Raw genomic sequence first — 16193 nt, 5'->3', positions numbered from 1 at the left:
CAAGGGCGCGCGCTCAGCGCGCCCGTCCCTCCACCGGCTTTGCTGGCAAAGGCTGGATCACCAGCAGCAGGCCACAAAAGGCCAGCAACAGATAACTGAAGTTCAGCCAGTACAAGGCTTCCGGCGCCCAGAAGCGCACCAGCAGAAATACCACCACCAGGGCCAGCACCGCGGCCAGCAACTGCGCACGCGCATCGCGCCAAAGGCGCGCAAGCCCTGCATGCTGGATCAGCAGCAGGGCCTGAAGCAAGGCACAGAAACCAGCAAAAGCTACCAGCAGTGGCCGCAGACTGGCAGCCACCTCCTCCACCAGCATCGGCGCCAGACCGATTTGATCCAACGCCGGCAACATGACGAAGTGCAGCAGCCAGAGGCCGCCAACCCAGAAGGTCTGGGCCAGCTGCCAGGCGATGGCGCCAGCCCTGAAAGGCGAAGACTTAAACGTGGCGGACTTCGACAATCTCGTACTCGACGATGCCGCTCGGAGTCTTGACGGTCACCACGTCCCCTTCTTCCTTGCCCACCAGGGCGCGGGCGATGGGAGAGCTGACAGACAGTTTGCCTTGCTTGATGTCTGCTTCGTCGTCGCCGACGATCTGGTAGGTCACGGTTTCGTCGGTTTCGACGTTGGCAATGTCCACGGTCACACCGAAGATCACCTTGCCGGTGCGCGGCAGCGCCGCGACGTCGATGACCTGGGCGTTCTGTAAACGCCCCTCGATGTCCCGGATGCGCGCTTCGACCATGCCTTGCTGTTCGCGAGCGGCATGATACTCGGCGTTTTCCTTCAGGTCGCCCAGCTCACGCGCCTCGGCGATAGCCTGAGTGATCTGCGGACGCAGTACGGTCTTCAGATGCTTGAGTTCGTCTTCCAGGGCGCGAGCGCCCTGGACGGTCATTGGAAATTTGGTCATGCCTTGATTCCTGCATGGAGATCCTGCAAGCGGCGCACGGTCTTCTCGGGACCGAACTTGAGCGCCTCACAGATCGCCTGACCAGCCGCGATGGTGGTGGTGCAGTAGATCTTGTGCTGCAGGGCGTTACGACGGATTGAGTAGGAGTCAGCAATGGACTGACGCCCCTCAGTGGTGTTGATGATGAGGGTAACCTCATCGTTCTTGATCATGTCAACGACATGAGGACGGCCCTCCGTCACCTTGTTCACGCGACGGACCGGCAGACCAGCCGCCTCGATCACTTTGGCGGTGCCGGAGGTGGCGACCACCTCGAAGCCCAACTCGATCAGATCGCGAGCGACCTGGGTGACCATCGGCTTGTCGTCTTCGCGCACGCTGATGAACACGGTGCCGGAGTTCGGCAGGATCTCGCTGGCACCCAGCTGGGCCTTGGAGAAGGCTTCGCCGAAGGTGTCACCGACACCCATAACCTCACCGGTGGACTTCATTTCCGGGCCGAGGATCGGGTCGACACCCGGGAACTTGGCGAACGGGAACACCGCTTCCTTGACACTGAAGAACGGCGGGATGATTTCCTTGGTGAAGCCGATTTCCTTGAGGCTCTTGCCAGCCATTACGCGGGCAGCAACCTTGGCCAGCGATTCGCCGATGCACTTGGAAACGAACGGCACGGTACGGGACGCGCGCGGGTTGACCTCGATGACGTAGATGTCCTCGCCCTGCACGGCCATCTGCACGTTCATCAGGCCGACCACGCCGAGCTCCAGGGCCATTTTCTTGACCTGATCACGGATCTCATCCTGGATGTGCTGCGGCAACGAATACGGCGGCAGCGAGCAGGCGGAGTCACCGGAGTGCACGCCAGCCTGTTCAATGTGCTGCATGATCGCGCCGATCACCACGGTTTCGCCGTCGCACACTGCATCGATATCGACTTCGATAGCGCAATTGAGGAAGCGGTCAAGCAGCACAGGGCTGTCGTTGGACACCTTCACCGCTTCGCGCATGTAGCGCTTGAGCTCTTCTTCCTGGTAGACGATTTCCATCGCGCGACCGCCCAGTACGTAGGACGGGCGCACCACCATCGGGTAGCCGATGCCCTTCGACAGGGCCAGGGCTTCGTCTTCGCTGCGCGCGGTGGCGTTGGCAGGCTGGCGCAGGTTCAAGCGCTGCACCATCTGCTGGAAGCGCTCGCGGTCTTCGGCGCGGTCGATCGCGTCGGGGCTGGTACCAATGATCGGCACACCAGCCTCTTCCAGCGCTCGGCAGAGTTTCAGCGGGGTCTGGCCGCCGTACTGGACGATCACGCCCTTCGGCTGCTCGACGCGGACAATTTCCAGCACGTCTTCCAAGGTGACCGGCTCGAAGTACAGGCGGTCGGACGTATCGTAGTCAGTGGAAACGGTTTCCGGGTTGCAGTTGACCATGATGGTCTCGTAGCCGTCTTCGCGCATCGCCAGCGCCGCGTGTACGCAGCAGTAGTCGAACTCGATGCCCTGGCCGATGCGGTTGGGACCGCCGCCGAGAATCATGATCTTGTCGCGAGTCGACGGATTGGCTTCGCACTCTTCCTCGTAGGTCGAGTACATGTAGGCGGTGTCGGTGGCGAATTCTGCAGCGCAGGTATCAACGCGCTTGAATACCGGAAGTACCTTCAGCTTGTGGCGGTGGCTGCGCAGATTCTTCTCGGTCACACCGAGCAGCTTGGCCAGGCGCGAATCGGAGAAGCCTTTGCGCTTGAGCTTGCGCATCAGGTCGGCGTCGATGCCGGACAGGCCGAGGGTCTTGACTTTCTCTTCGTCCTTGACCAGGTCCTCGATCTGCACAAGGAACCACTCGTCGATCTTGGTCAGCTCGAACACTTGCTCGATGGTCTTGCCGGCGCGGAAGGCGTCAGCGACGTACCAGATACGCTCGGCGCCGGGCACGGTCAACTCGCGCTTGAGGATGCCTTCAGCCTCCGGATCGCTCAGGTCCAGCTTGGGATCAAAGCCGGCAACGCCCACTTCCAGGCCACGCAGGGCTTTCTGCACGGACTCCTGGAAGGTACGGCCGATGGCCATGACCTCGCCCACGGATTTCATCTGGGTAGTCAGGCGGGCATCGGCCTTCGGGAATTTCTCGAAGGCGAAGCGCGGAACCTTGGTCACCACGTAGTCGATGGCCGGCTCGAAGGACGCCGGGGTACGACCACCGGTGATGTCGTTCTGCAGCTCGTCGAGGGTGTAGCCGACGGCCAGCTTGGCGGCGATCTTGGCGATCGGGAAGCCGGTGGCTTTGGAAGCCAGGGCCGAGGAGCGCGATACGCGCGGGTTCATCTCGATCACGACCATACGGCCGGTGTCCGGGCAGATACCGAACTGCACGTTGGAACCACCAGTCTCGACACCGATCTCACGCAGCACCGCCAGCGAGGCGTTGCGCAAGATCTGGTATTCCTTATCGGTTAGGGTCTGGGCCGGCGCGACGGTGATGGAGTCACCGGTGTGCACGCCCATGGGATCGAAGTTCTCGATGGAGCAGACGATGATGCAGTTGTCCTTCTTATCGCGGACAACCTCCATCTCGTATTCCTTCCAGCCGATCAGGGATTCGTCGATCAGCAGCTCGTTGGTTGGGGACAGATCCAGGCCGCGAGCGCAGATTTCTTCAAACTCTTCACGGTTGTAGGCGATACCGCCGCCAGTGCCGCCCATGGTGAAGGACGGACGAATGATGCAAGGGAAACCAACCTGCTCGAGGACGCCGTAGGCCTCTTCCATGCTGTGGGCGATGCCGGAGCGCGGGCAGGCCAGACCGATATCTTTCATGGCCTTGTCGAAGCGCGAGCGGTCTTCGGCCTTGTCGATGGTGTCGGCATTGGCGCCGATCATTTCCACACCGAACTTCGCCAGCACACCGTGACGCTCCAGGTCGAGGGCGCAGTTCAACGCGGTCTGGCCACCCATGGTGGGCAGCAGGGCGTCAGGGCGCTCCTTCTCGATGATCTTGGCGACGGTCGCCCACTTGATCGGCTCTATGTAGGTAGCATCGGCCATGGACGGATCAGTCATGATGGTGGCCGGGTTGGAGTTCACCAGGATGACGCGGAAGCCTTCTTCCTTCAGGGCCTTGCAGGCCTGAGCGCCGGAGTAGTCGAACTCGCAGGCCTGGCCGATCACGATGGGGCCGGCACCGAGGATCAGGATGCTCTTGATGTCTGTACGCTTGGGCATGGGACTCTCGTTGCAATAATCAGGACAAGGTTGCGGTGGCCAGCTTCACGCCAAAGCCGACGAACAGGGCGCCAACGCCGCTTGAGGCGCCGGCAGCCAACCGTTGCCGCTGGCGGAACCAAGCCGCCAGACGCACACCGGAAAAAATCAGGAAACTCAGGTAAAGGGCGCTGATGACTTCGAGGATCACACCCAGTACCAGGAACGACACTCCGGGGTAGGCGTATCCCGGGTCGACGAACTGGATGAAAAAGGACACGAAGAAGAGGATCGCCTTGGGGTTGGACAGACTCAGCAGCAGCGCCTTACGGAACGGCTGATTGACGTCCAGGTCCTTCACTGGAACGGTTTGCTCGACCGGTTGGCGCAACTTCTGCCAGCCACCCCGAAGCATCCCGACACCCAGATAGAACAGGTAGGCCGCGCCGACGTACTTCAGGCCGAGGAACAGCATCGGCTCGGCCTTGAGCAGCGAGGCGATCCCCAGTGCCGACAGCAGCATCAGGATCGCATCGCCCAGGAACACCGCGCTGGCAGCCCTGTAGCCGGCGCCCACGCCGCGCTGGGCGGCGGTGGCGAGCACGAACAGCGAGTTCGGCCCCGGCAGCAGAACGATGAACAGCGTGCCCAGAACGTAGGTCCAGAGGTCGGTGATTCCCAGGGTCGGCATCATCTTCGCTAGCCTCTTCAGCGGTCTCAGCGACGCTCGGCCATAGCCGCGATGAAGCGGTCGAACAGCGGCGCCACGTCGTGCGGACCAGGGCTGGCTTCCGGGTGCCCCTGGAAGCTGAAGGCGACCTTGTCGGTGCGCTCGATGCCCTGCAGGGTACCGTCGAACAACGACTTGTGGGTGGCACGCAGATTGGCCGGCAGGGTCGACTCATCCACAGCGAATCCGTGGTTCTGGCTGGTGATCATCACCACGCTGGAATCCAGGTCTTGCACCGGGTGGTTTGCACCGTGGTGGCCATGGCCCATTTTCACGGTCTTGGCGCCGGAGGCCAGGGCCAGCAACTGGTGGCCAAGGCAAATGCCGAAGACCGGGATCTCGGTATCGAGAAATTCGCGGATGGCCTGGATGGCGTAATCGCACGGCTCGGGGTCACCGGGGCCGTTGGAGAGGAATACGCCATCCGGATTCAGCGCCAGCACTTCGCTTGCCGGAGTCTGCGCCGGCACTACCGTCAGGCGGCAGCCGCGAGCGACCAGCATGCGCAGGATGTTCAGCTTCACGCCGAAGTCATAGGCCACCACGTGGTAGGGCAGCTCGCTGGCAGCGATTTCCGGATGGCTGTCGGATTCCAGGTTCCATACGCTGGAACGCCACTCGTAACGTTTTTCGCAGGACACCACCTTGGCAAGGTCCATGCCTTTCAGGCCGGGGAAACTGCGCGCCAGCTCCAGTGCTTTCTCCTCAGTGGCGTCGTCACCGACGAGGATGCAGCCATTCTGGGAGCCCTTTTCACGCAGAATGCGGGTCAGGCGGCGGGTATCGATGCCGGCAATGGCAACGGTGCCGTTCTCTTTCAGGTAATCCGGCAGCGACTGCTTGTTACGCCAATTGCTGGCCAGCAGCGGCAGGTCGCGAATGATCAGGCCGGCGGCCCATACGCGATTGGCTTCGGCGTCTTCCGGCGTGGTGCCGGTGTTGCCAATGTGCGGATAGGTCAGGGTAACGATTTGCTGGGCATAGGAAGGATCGGTAAGGATTTCCTGATAGCCGGTCATGGCAGTGTTGAACACTACCTCACCGATGGTATGGCCATCGGCCCCAATGGCGTCGCCGCGAAAAATGCTGCCGTCGGCAAGCGCGAGTATGGCTGGCTTAGTCAAGAAGACCTCCCGTAGATCAAGGCTGAAGCAAACGCAGGTTGTAAAAAAGCGGGATGACGTTGATACCGTCACCCCGCTTTTTTATCTGAGCCATTTCTGCGTAACTTTTAGTGGACACACTAAAGCTGCAGTTTACAGGAATGCGTCATTTCGGTCCACCCGAAAGACATCCCGAATAACGACTCAGTGCAATCCCAACACGTCCTGCATGTCGTACAGATTCGCCTCCTTCCCTTCCAGCCATAGCGCCGCACGCACAGCGCCACGAGCGAAGGTCATACGACTGGAGGCCTTGTGGGTAATCTCAACGCGCTCGCCGTCCGCAGCGAACAGCACCGTGTGATCACCCACCACGTCGCCAGCACGCACGGTGGCAAAGCCGATGGTCTCGCGAGCGCGGGCGCCGGTCTGGCCTTCGCGACCGTAGACGGCCACCCTGGACAGGTCGCGGCCGAGTGCATCAGCCACCACTTCACCCATGCGCAACGCGGTACCGGACGGCGCGTCAACCTTGTGACGGTGATGAGCCTCGATGATCTCGATATCCACCTCATCACCCAGCACGCGGGCGGCGGTATCCAGCAGCTTGAGGCAAAGATTCACGCCGACACTGAAGTTGGCGGCGAAGACGATCGGGATTTCCTTGGCAACAGTCGCCAGCAAGGCCTTTTCCTCAGCGGAAAAACCGGTAGTGCCGATCACCATAGCCTTGCCCGCCTGGCGGCAGACTTCCAGGTTCTTGAGGGTCACGGATGGGTGAGTGAAATCGATGAGCACATCGAAATCATCGACAACCTTGGCCAGATCGCCCGACAGCAGCACGCCAATTCGACCCAGCGCGGCCAACTCACCGGCATCGGCGCCGACCAAGGTACTATCCGGACGATCAATGGCGGCGGTCAGGCCAGCGCCCTGCGCCTGCTGCACTGCCTCGATCAGGTTCTTGCCCATGCGCCCGGCGGCGCCCACCACAGCAATACGTCGCATAAAAAAGCTCCAAGCTGTAAGCCTGGAGCTGGAAGGCGGCATGGAAAGCCTGAAGCACTTCACCGCCCCCTTCCAGCTCGTCGTTTAAAGATCGCCGAAAAAGCGCTTCATGCCCTCGAACCAACTGCTGGCCTTGGGCGAATGGGAGCCGTCGCTCTGTAGCGTCTTGCGAAACTCATCAAGCAACTCGCGCTGGCGCTTGTCCAGGTTGACCGGCGTTTCCACCACGACCCGGCACATCAGGTCGCCGGCACCGCCGCCACGCACCGGAGCGACGCCCTTGCCACGCAGCCGGAACAACTTGCCGGTCTGGGTCGCTTCGGGAATCTTCAACTTGACCCGACCATCAAGGGTCGGCACTTCGAGCTCGCCGCCCAGGGCCGCATCCGCGAAGCTGATCGGCACTTCACAGTAGAGGTGCTTGCCGTCGCGCTGGAAGATCGGGTGCTCGCGTACATTGACCACCACATAGAGGTCGCCGGCCGGACCACCCAGCGCACCGGCCTCGCCTTCGCCAGAGAGGCGGATGCGGTCGCCGGTATCGACACCAGCCGGCACCTTCACCGACAGGGTCTTGTGCTCTTCCACGCGCCCCTGACCATGGCAGCTGCCGCAGGGGTCGCTGATCATCTTGCCGCTGCCGTGACAGCGCGGACAGGTCTGCTGGACCGAAAAGAAGCCCTGCTGCATGCGCACCTGACCTATGCCGCCACAGGTGGTACAGGTGACAGGGCTGGTGCCCTTCTTGGCACCCGAGCCTTCACAAGTCTTGCAGTTGACCAGGGTCGGCACACGAATGGTCACGGTAGTCCCGCGCACCGCTTCTTCCAGGTCGAGTTCCAGGGTGTAGCGCAGATCGCTGCCGCGCTGCGGACCGCCACGCTGACCGCCACGCTGACCACCGAAGAAATCGCTGAACACGTCGCCGAAGATATCGGAGAAGCTGGCACCGCCGAAACCGGCGCCAGCACCCGCCCCCATTTGCGGGTCGACGCCGGCGTGGCCGTACTGGTCGTACGCAGCACGCTTGCTGGCATCGGAAAGGATCTCGTAGGCCTCGTTGGCCTCCTTGAACTGCTCTTCCGCAGCCTTGTCGCCCGGGTTGCGGTCCGGGTGGTATTTCATGGCGAGACGGCGATAGGCCTTCTTCAGGTCGGCTTCGCTGGCGCCACGCTCGACACCGAGGATCTCGTAAAAGTCACGTTTAGCCATAGGTTTCCTGCACTCTCAAATTCACCAGCCCCAGACACGCCAACGCGGGAGCAAGCTCCCGCGTGGCGGATCAGGCGTACGGGGCGACTAGCCCCGCACGCTGGAGCGGAAGCAAGCGTGACACTTACTTGTTTTCCTTGACCTCTTCGAACTCGGCGTCGACGGCATCGTCGCCAGCCTTGTCCGCAGTAGAGGCTTGCGGCTGCTCGCCCGCCTGGGGCTGCTCGGCGTACATCTTCTGTGCCAGCGGGGTGGAAGCCTGGGACAGGGCGTTCATCTTGGCTTCGATTTCAGCCTTGTCATCGCCCTTCACAGCCACTTCCAGCTCGCCCAGCACCTTCTCGATGGCAGCCTTCTCCTCGGCAGTGGCCTTGTCGCCAGCTTCGGCGATCATCTTGCGAGTGGCATGGACCAACGCGTCACCCTGGTTACGAGCAGCAGCCAGCTCTTCAAACTTGCGGTCTTCCTCGGCATTGGCCTCGGCATCACGCACCATCTGCTGGATTTCTTCCTCGGACAGACCGGAGTTGGCCTTGATCACGATGGACTGCTGCTTGCCGGTAGCCTTGTCCTTGGCGGACACGTGCAGGATGCCGTTGGCGTCGATGTCGAAGGTCACTTCGATCTGCGGTACGCCACGCGGAGCCGGCGGGATCTCGGCCAGGTCGAACTTGCCCAGGGACTTGTTCTGACCAGCCTGCTTGCGCTCACCCTGCAGCACATGAATGGTCACGGCGGACTGGTTGTCGTCAGCAGTGGAGAACACCTGCGACTTCTTGGTCGGGATGGTGGTGTTCTTCTCGATCAGCGCGGTCATCACGCCCCCCAGGGTTTCGATACCCAGGGTCAGCGGGGATACGTCAAGCAGCAGCACATCCTTCACGTCACCGGCCAGTACGGCGCCCTGGATGGCAGCACCAATGGCAACGGCTTCGTCCGGGTTCACGTCCTTGCGCGGCTCCTTGCCGAAGAAGTCAGCAACCTGCTTCTGCACCAGCGGCATACGGGTCTGGCCACCGACCAGGATCACTTCCTGGATGTCGGATACGTCCAGGCCGGCGTCCTTCAGGGCAATGCGGCAAGGCTCGATGGTACGAGCAACCAGGTCTTCCACCAGGGCTTCCAGCTTGGCGCGGGAAATCTTCACGTTCAGGTGCTTCGGACCGGTCTGGTCTGCAGTGATGTACGGCAGGTTGACGTCGGTCTGCTGAGCGGAGGACAGCTCGATCTTGGCCTTCTCGGCGGCTTCCTTCAGGCGCTGCATCGCCAGGGGATCGCCCTTCAGGTCCATTCCGGACTCTTTCTTGAACTCGTCAACGAGGTAGTCGATCAGACGCAGGTCGAAGTCTTCACCACCTAGGAAGGTGTCACCGTTGGTGGCGAGCACTTCAAACTGGTGCTCGCCATCGACTTCGGCGATCTCGATCACCGACACGTCGAAGGTACCGCCGCCCAAGTCATAGACGATCACGGTATGGTCGCCCTTGGCCTTATCCATGCCGTAAGCCAGTGCGGCCGCGGTGGGTTCGTTGATGATGCGCTTGACGTCCAGACCGGCGATGCGACCGGCGTCTTTGGTGGCCTGGCGCTGGCTGTCGTTGAAGTAGGCCGGAACGGTGATCACCGCTTCGGTCACCGGCTCGCCGAGGTAGTCTTCGGCCGTCTTCTTCATCTTCTTCAGCACTTCCGCGGAAATCTGCGGCGGCGCCATCTTCTGGCCCTTCACCTCAACCCAGGCGTCACCGTTATCGGCCTTGGCGATCTTGTAGGGAACCATCTTGATGTCTTTCTGCACGACGTCTTCGTCGAAGCGGCGACCGATCAGACGCTTCACTGCATACAGGGTGTTCTGCGGGTTGGTAACCGCTTGACGCTTGGCGGACTGACCCACCAGGGTCTCGCCGTCGTTGGTGTAGGCGATGATGGACGGCGTGGTGCGAGCGCCTTCGGCGTTCTCGATCACCTTGACGTTGCCGTTCTCCAGGATGGCCACGCAGGAGTTGGTGGTCCCCAGGTCGATACCAATGATTTTGCCCATATTCTCTCTCCCGAAACTTTGGATTCTCCGCGGCCTCGTTTTTCACGGACCGCGGCAGCACATAAACGCTTGATCTAACAGATGGGGGCCCGAGCCCGGATTTCAAGCCTGCTCGTCAATCGACGGCGGCGGCGCACTCGGCGCCTTGCTGACCACCACCATGGCGGGACGCAGCAGACGGCCGTTGAGCAGGTAGCCCTTCTGGAACACCTTCAGCACGCTACCCGGCTCGACATGGGTGCTTTCTTCCATGGCCATGGCCTGGTGGTGTTCAGGATTGAAGGGCGCACCGTGCGGATCGACAGCTTCCAACTGGTAACGCTTGAGCGTGTCGTGGAACAGCTTCAGGGTCAGTTCCATGCCCTCGCGCACCGGTTTGATCGAGTCATCGGTGGCGCTGGTCAAATCCAGGCCGCGCTCGAGACTGTCGACGACCGGTAGCAGGTCGTTGGCGAATTTCTCCAGGGCGAACTTGTGTGCCTTCTCTACATCCTGTTCGGCGCGGCGGCGGATGTTCTGCAGCTCGGCGGCAACACGCAGCGACTGATCCTGGGCCGCGGCCAGTTGCTCTTCCAGCACCTGCACACGGGTGGCGAGATCGTCACCGGATGCGGTTTCGGCAGCGGGATTCGCTTCGGGGGTCTGGTTATCCAGGGTCTGTTCGTCGGCCATGCCTTCCTCCTCATACAAGACAGCTGCGGGTAAAGACCCGCTGATATGTCCGCCTATATGGGGCCGCAATTTGTCGGTTCAAGGGGGAGAGGCAATTGTCAGCCAGAAAACAAACACTGTATAAATACACAGCCACCTCAGCGCGGGAGTCGCACCATGCTGGTACATCTGTCGATCCATAACTACGCCATCGTCGAGCACCTGGACCTGGAGCTCGAGGGCGGCATGTCCGTGATCACCGGCGAAACCGGTGCCGGCAAGTCGATCATGCTCGATGCGCTGGGCCTGACCCTGGGTGATCGCGCCGACAGCGGCGTCGTGCGCCCCGGCGCCGACAAGGCGGACATCCTCGCCAGCTTTGATGTCAGTAACATTGCCGAAGCCCGCGACTGGCTGGATGAACGCGACCTCGAGCAGGACGGCCCCTGCATCTTGCGCCGTGTGATCACAGCCGAGGGTCGTTCACGCGCGTATATCAACGGCACCCCTTGCCCGCTCGGTGACTTGAAGAGCCTCGGCGAGCTCCTGATCGATATCCATGGCCAGCACGAACACCAGTCCCTGCTCAAAGCCGACACCCATCGTCGCCTGCTGGACGAGTTCGCCAGCGCGAGCGACCTGGCTCGCCAGGTGCAGCTAGCGGCCCAGCGCTGGCGACAAACCCGCCAGGAGCTGGAACGCCTGTCCCGTGCCGGCGACGAACAGCGCGCCCGCCACCAACTGCTCAGCTATCAACTGGACGAACTGGAAAACCTTGCCCTGGGCGAGAACGAGCTGGACCAGCTGGAGCAGGAGCACAAGAACCTGACTAATGCCGAAAGCCTGCTGGCTGCCTGCCGGCAGGTCACGGACATGTGCAGCGAGAGCGATGCCGGCAACGTGCTCAGTGCGCTGACCGCCAGCCTCAACCGCCTCACTGCCTTCCACTCTCAGCCGGGCGCCCTGGCCGAAGCGGTCAACCTGCTGTCCAGCGCGCAGATCCAGGTCGAGGAAGCCATGGGAGAGCTGAACCGCTTTCTCGATCACTTCGACGCCGACCCCGAGCGCCAGCAGGCACTGGAAGAGCGCCTCGACACCATCTACACCCTGGCGCGCAAGCACAGGGTACAGCCGGGCGAGCTGGCCGAGCTGCAGCAGAAGCTACTGGACGAACTGGAAGCCCTCAATGCCGACGACGAAGCCGCTGAACGCCTGGCCGAGGAGCTGGCCGCCTACGCACGTCACTATCAAGAGAAAGCCGCGGAACTGAGCAGGCTGCGCGGCGAGGCGGCCGGCCGCCTGTCAGGCGCAGTGGAAACCGAAATGCAGCGCCTGGGCATGCCGGGCGGACGCTTCAACATCCAGCTGCATTCCAGCCAGGTCGATGAACCTCAACAATATGGCCTGGAGCAGGTGGAGTTCCTGGTCAGCGCCAACCCCGGCCAACCACTGAAGGCACTGGCCAAGGTCGCCTCGGGCGGCGAGCTGTCCCGCATCAGCCTGGCCATCCAGGTGATCACTGCGCAGACTTCACGAGTGCCCACCCTGGTCTTCGACGAAGTGGACGTGGGCATCGGCGGCCCAACAGCCGAAGTGGTAGGCCAACTGCTGCGCCGGCTGGGTGAGCGCGGCCAGGTACTCACTGTTACCCACCTGCCGCAGGTGGCCGCCCAGGGGCATCACCACCTCTTCGTACACAAGGAACGTGGCACCCAGGAAACCCGCACGGCGGTGGCCAAGCTCCAGGAAGCACCACGCATCGAAGAGATCGCCCGCATGCTGGGCGGCGTCGACCTCACCGAGGAGTCCCTGGCCCACGCGAGAAAGATGGTGACTAGCGCTCAGGGCTGATCCCCGAAACGAAAAAGGCGACCCGGAGGTCGCCTTTTTGTGCGCGAATTGCTTACTTCTTCTTGCGCACGTAGAGCACCAGATTGTGGTCGACCAACTCGAAGCCACGCTCCTTGACGATCTCTTTCTGGCGCTTCTCGATCTCCGGATCGAAGAATTCGATCACTTCGCCGCTATCGACGCACACCATGTGGTCGTGGTGGCCGCTGTCAGCCAGCTCGAACACCGCATGACCGCCGTCGAAGTTATGGCGCACTACCAGGCCCGCCGCCTCGAACTGGGTCAGAACCCGGTAGACAGTGGCCAAGCCGACGTCTTCGCCAGCTTCCATCAGGGCCTTGTAAACGTCCTCCGCGCTCATGTGGCGTTGCTCGGTGGAGTCGAGCATCTGGAGGATCTTGACCCGAGGCAAGGTCACCTTCAGGCCGGCTTTACGCAGTTCGTTGTTTTCAACCATGGTCAGCTTTCTCGAGGAATGCAGCTTTCGCAGCTTCCCTTAATGCAGGTATGATCGGGACTTTTGATGCCCGTCCAAGATAGTGGAAGTCTCCCACCGATGCAAAACACCAAGCTCCTGCTGACCAGCCTCTCCTTCGCAGGCTTGCTCGCACTCGCCGGTTGCTCGTTCCCCGGGGTCTACAAAATCGACATCCAGCAGGGCAACGTCGTTACGCAGGACATGATAGACCAGTTGAAGCCCGGAATGACCCGGCGTCAAGTGAGGTTTATCATGGGCAACCCCCTGATCACCGACACGTTCCACGCCAAACGCTGGGATTACCTCTACAGCATCCAGCCGGGTGGCGGCCAACGCTTCCAGGAACGCGTCAGCCTGGCGTTCGACAGCAACGACCAATTGATCGGCCTGGCCGGCGACTTCATGCCCGGCGTGAGCCGTGATGAAGCAATTCTCGGCGGCGAAAGCTCTACCACGACCACCCCAGCCAAACCTGAGCAGCAAGCGCAGCCCAAGGCTGAAGAGCCGGCAACACCTGGCTCCCTGCTGGAGAAAATCCAGAAAGAAGTGGATAGCGCAGAACCTGTACCAGTCCCGATTCCGGAACCACTGGAAACCTCGCCGCAATAACCTGCGGCAACAAAAAAGCCCGGGCTGGTCCCGGGCTTTTTCATGAGCGGGACTCAAGCGTCCCGCTCACCCGCACGAACCTGGGCGGCCTTCGCCGCACGCTGTTTGCGCACCTCTTTGGGGTCCGCAATCAGAGGCCGGTAGATCTCCACCCGATCACCCTCATCCAATAGACGCTCCTCCGGCTTGGGCAGTGCCTTGCCGAAGATACCGAGCGGACAGCTGGCCAGGTCCAGCTCGGGAAAATGCAGCTCCATCCCCGAGTGCGTGACCGCATCGCGAGCATTGATGCCGCGCGGGAAGGTCAGGCGCAGCAAATGCTGACAGCCCGCCAGCGCATAGACCACCTCGACCTGGATCACATCAGCCATAAAGCTGCTTCGCCCGCTGGCAGAACGCGTCCACCAAGGTGTTGGCGGCCTGATTGAACAAGGGCCCCAAGGTGGCCTTGATGATCGGGCCGGCGTAATCGAAACGCAGATCCAGACTGATCTTGCAGGCCTTGTCCCCAAGCGCCTTGAAGTGCCAGACACCGTGCAACTGAGTGAAAGGGCCTTCCTCCAGGTTCATCTCGATGGCCTGCCCGTTGTCCAGCTTGTTGCGGGTGACGAAGCGCTGGCTGAGGCTGCCCTTGGCGACTTCGAGACTGGCGAGCATATGACTCTCGCTCACTTCCATCACGGTTGCAGACGAGCACCAGGGCAGGAACTCCGGGTAACGCGCCACATCGTTGACCAGGTCGTAGAGCGCCTTGGCAGGAAACGGCAACAGGGCGGAGCGCTGGATATGCGTTGTCATCTTGGCCTCGAACAGGGTTCCGAGCCGCACAGCGTAAGGATGCGTCGGGCCGGACCGGTCAAAAAAGTGCCGCATTGTCAGGGATTCGCCAACATCGCTCAAGCCTACGCCGCCGTAGCCGCGACGTCTGCGACTCCCTATAATGCGCCGCCTATGGCTAAGCAAAAGAAACATCCGGAAGGCACCATCGCCCTCAACAAGAAGGCGCTGCACGACTATTCCATCGAACAGAAATTCGAAGCCGGGCTGGCTCTCGCCGGCTGGGAAGTGAAAAGTCTGCGCGCCGGAAAAGCACAGCTGGTGGACAGCTATGTGCTCCTCAAGGACGGCGAAGCCTGGCTGCTCGGCAGCCACATTACCCCACTGAAGACCGCCAGCACTCACGTGATTGCCGACCCGGTGCGTACCCGCAAACTACTGTTGCACAAACGCGAGCTGGGCAAGCTGTTCGGCGCGGTGCAACAGAAGGGCTACGCCTGCGTGGCGCTGTCGATCTACTGGAAGAAGCACCTGATCAAGTGCGAGATCGCCCTGGCCAAGGGCAAGAAGGAGTTCGACAAGCGCGCCACGGAAAAGGAACGCGACTCCGACCGCGAAATTGCGCGAGCCATGCGCACCAAGGGCAAGGAATAAGCCCCCCAAGAAACGCCGGGCAATGCCCGGCGTTTTTTTGCCTCAGATGCCCTGCCGTCGCTGTGAACGCGCCAGCCGTTGAACCTCGAGCTGACTCTCCTCCAGCACCTCCTGCACATATTGAATATGCAGATGGGAAATCTCCCGCGCTTCCTCGGCGCGCCGCTCGATGATCGCCTCGTAAAGCGCGAGGTGCTGCTTGGTCAGCATCTCGCGGGTCTCGCCCCTTTGTAGGTACATCCCGCCGATGTTGGTCACGACGTTGTGCTTGAGCAGGTCGAACAACCCACGAATGGTGTGCAGCAGCACGGCATTGTGGCTGGCTTCGGCAATTGCCAGGTGGAAGCGCGCGTCCGCCGCCCCCTCCTCTGCGCGAGTTGCCTTGCTACCCGGCGCGTAGCAGGCCTGTAGGGTCTCGAAGGCCTCGGTCAGCCGCTCATGATCCACCGGCGTCGCCCGCTGCGCCGCGTAGTAGGCGCAGGAACCTTCCAGTGTGTGACGAAACTCCAGCAAGTCACGCTGAGCTTCCGGATTGCTTTCCAGTAGCTGAAGCAGCGGATCGCTGAAGGTCGCCCCGAGTTCGGCGGCCACATAGTTGCCGCCGCCCTGCCGACTCACCAGCAAGCCCTTGGCCACCAACTTCTGGATCGCTTCGCGCAACGAGGGGCGCGACACGCCGAACTGCTCGGCAAGCGCGCGCTCAGCCGGCAACCGTTCACCCGCCTTCAAGGTGCCCTCAAGGATCATCGCTTCCAGCTGACTGACAATATCGTCCGACAAACGGCGCTGACGTACCTGACCGAATCCCATAGCTGTACCCACCCTTTCACGCCACCTCGCGCGGCCTTCTGGAACGGCGCCTGCGGCGCGTGACGCGGCAGCCTAACCACCCCGCCCGCCCTGCACAAGAAGCACAGATTTCACCCGCCCATCGACCAAAGTCGCAACGCGGCAAATTGACACAAGGATAG

Annotated in this window: 16 protein-coding genes; 3 read left to right on the top strand and 13 right to left on the bottom strand. The window is 61.7% G+C overall.

The window, feature by feature from the left end; translation table 11 throughout:
* Positions 1 to 13 precede the first annotated feature (13 nt).
* The 9 genes from AAHM40_RS14725 to grpE form a co-directional block, all read right to left on the bottom strand.
* Positions 14 to 460: a DUF4149 domain-containing protein gene (locus tag AAHM40_RS14725; protein WP_342245314.1), complete on the bottom strand. Its 447-nt coding sequence runs from the start codon at positions 458 to 460 to the stop codon at positions 14 to 16.
* Entirely contained in the window at positions 438 to 914 is a 477-nt protein-coding gene (gene greA / locus AAHM40_RS14720; RefSeq protein WP_028630002.1) for a transcription elongation factor GreA, read from the bottom strand. Before greA ends, AAHM40_RS14725 begins: the two co-directional genes overlap by 23 nt.
* Positions 911 to 4132 carry a carbamoyl-phosphate synthase large subunit gene (carB, locus tag AAHM40_RS14715; RefSeq protein ID WP_342245313.1) on the bottom strand — a complete coding sequence of 1074 codons (3222 nt, stop codon included), beginning with the start codon at positions 4130 to 4132 and terminating at the stop codon, positions 911 to 913. Before carB ends, greA begins: the two co-directional genes overlap by 4 nt.
* A gap of 19 nt (positions 4133 to 4151) precedes the next feature.
* Positions 4152 to 4802 (bottom strand): leucine efflux protein LeuE, encoded by a 651-nt coding sequence (gene leuE / locus AAHM40_RS14710; protein WP_342245358.1) that lies wholly within the window; start codon positions 4800 to 4802, stop codon positions 4152 to 4154.
* Between the two features lie 26 nt (positions 4803 to 4828).
* A complete protein-coding gene (gene carA / locus AAHM40_RS14705; RefSeq protein WP_342245312.1) occupies positions 4829 to 5965 on the bottom strand; it encodes a glutamine-hydrolyzing carbamoyl-phosphate synthase small subunit in 1137 nt (378 codons plus the stop codon).
* A gap of 183 nt (positions 5966 to 6148) precedes the next feature.
* Positions 6149 to 6952, bottom strand: coding sequence for a 4-hydroxy-tetrahydrodipicolinate reductase (gene dapB / locus AAHM40_RS14700; protein ID WP_342245311.1), 804 nt, complete (start codon positions 6950 to 6952; stop codon positions 6149 to 6151).
* Positions 6953 to 7036: 84 nt separating this feature from the next.
* The gene (gene dnaJ, locus AAHM40_RS14695; RefSeq protein ID WP_280282080.1) at positions 7037 to 8164 is read right to left on the bottom strand and encodes a molecular chaperone DnaJ; all 1128 of its coding nucleotides are present in this window, start codon (positions 8162 to 8164) and stop codon (positions 7037 to 7039) included.
* A gap of 124 nt (positions 8165 to 8288) precedes the next feature.
* Positions 8289 to 10202: a molecular chaperone DnaK gene (gene dnaK / locus AAHM40_RS14690; protein WP_342245310.1), complete on the bottom strand. Its 1914-nt coding sequence runs from the start codon at positions 10200 to 10202 to the stop codon at positions 8289 to 8291.
* A 102-nt stretch (positions 10203 to 10304) separates the two neighbouring features.
* Positions 10305 to 10874 (bottom strand): nucleotide exchange factor GrpE, encoded by a 570-nt coding sequence (gene grpE / locus AAHM40_RS14685; protein WP_342245309.1) that lies wholly within the window; start codon positions 10872 to 10874, stop codon positions 10305 to 10307.
* 156 nt (positions 10875 to 11030) lie between these two features.
* Here grpE and recN point away from each other — a divergent pair, with 156 nt between their 5' ends.
* Positions 11031 to 12704, top strand: coding sequence for a DNA repair protein RecN (gene recN / locus AAHM40_RS14680; protein ID WP_342245308.1), 1674 nt, complete (start codon positions 11031 to 11033; stop codon positions 12702 to 12704).
* Between the two features lie 52 nt (positions 12705 to 12756).
* Here the strand turns inward: recN and fur are convergent, their stop codons facing one another.
* On the bottom strand, positions 12757 to 13161 hold the full coding sequence (gene fur / locus AAHM40_RS14675; RefSeq protein WP_028629993.1) for a ferric iron uptake transcriptional regulator: 405 nt from the start codon (positions 13159 to 13161) through the stop codon (positions 12757 to 12759).
* Positions 13162 to 13260: 99 nt separating this feature from the next.
* Between fur and AAHM40_RS14670 the strand changes: the two genes are divergently transcribed.
* On the top strand, positions 13261 to 13791 hold the full coding sequence (locus tag AAHM40_RS14670) for an outer membrane protein assembly factor BamE (RefSeq protein WP_342245307.1): 531 nt from the start codon (positions 13261 to 13263) through the stop codon (positions 13789 to 13791).
* Between the two features lie 53 nt (positions 13792 to 13844).
* Here AAHM40_RS14670 and AAHM40_RS14665 read toward each other — a convergent pair whose 3' ends face one another.
* Together AAHM40_RS14665 and AAHM40_RS14660 are read right to left on the bottom strand one after the other, a co-directional pair.
* Entirely contained in the window at positions 13845 to 14162 is a 318-nt protein-coding gene (locus AAHM40_RS14665) for an RnfH family protein (protein WP_342245306.1), read from the bottom strand.
* Positions 14155 to 14589 (bottom strand): type II toxin-antitoxin system RatA family toxin, encoded by a 435-nt coding sequence (locus tag AAHM40_RS14660; protein ID WP_342245305.1) that lies wholly within the window; start codon positions 14587 to 14589, stop codon positions 14155 to 14157. The genes AAHM40_RS14665 and AAHM40_RS14660 overlap by 8 nt, the downstream gene beginning before the upstream one ends.
* Positions 14590 to 14742: 153 nt before the next feature.
* Here AAHM40_RS14660 and smpB point away from each other — a divergent pair, with 153 nt between their 5' ends.
* Positions 14743 to 15222: an SsrA-binding protein SmpB gene (gene smpB / locus AAHM40_RS14655; protein ID WP_028629989.1), complete on the top strand. Its 480-nt coding sequence runs from the start codon at positions 14743 to 14745 to the stop codon at positions 15220 to 15222.
* 42 nt (positions 15223 to 15264) lie between these two features.
* On the opposite strand, the gene AAHM40_RS14650 is transcribed toward smpB, so the two are convergent.
* A complete protein-coding gene (locus tag AAHM40_RS14650; RefSeq protein ID WP_342245304.1) occupies positions 15265 to 16032 on the bottom strand; it encodes an FCD domain-containing protein in 768 nt (255 codons plus the stop codon).
* Positions 16033 to 16193 lie beyond the last annotated feature (161 nt).

It is taken from the genome of Pseudomonas sp. OTU5201, from assembly GCF_038440135.1.
In the GTDB taxonomy this organism is placed as follows: Bacteria; Pseudomonadota; Gammaproteobacteria; order Pseudomonadales; family Pseudomonadaceae; genus Metapseudomonas; species Metapseudomonas resinovorans.
Note: the sequence above shows the minus strand (reverse complement) of the source record. Positions and strands in the feature narration are given on the sequence as shown.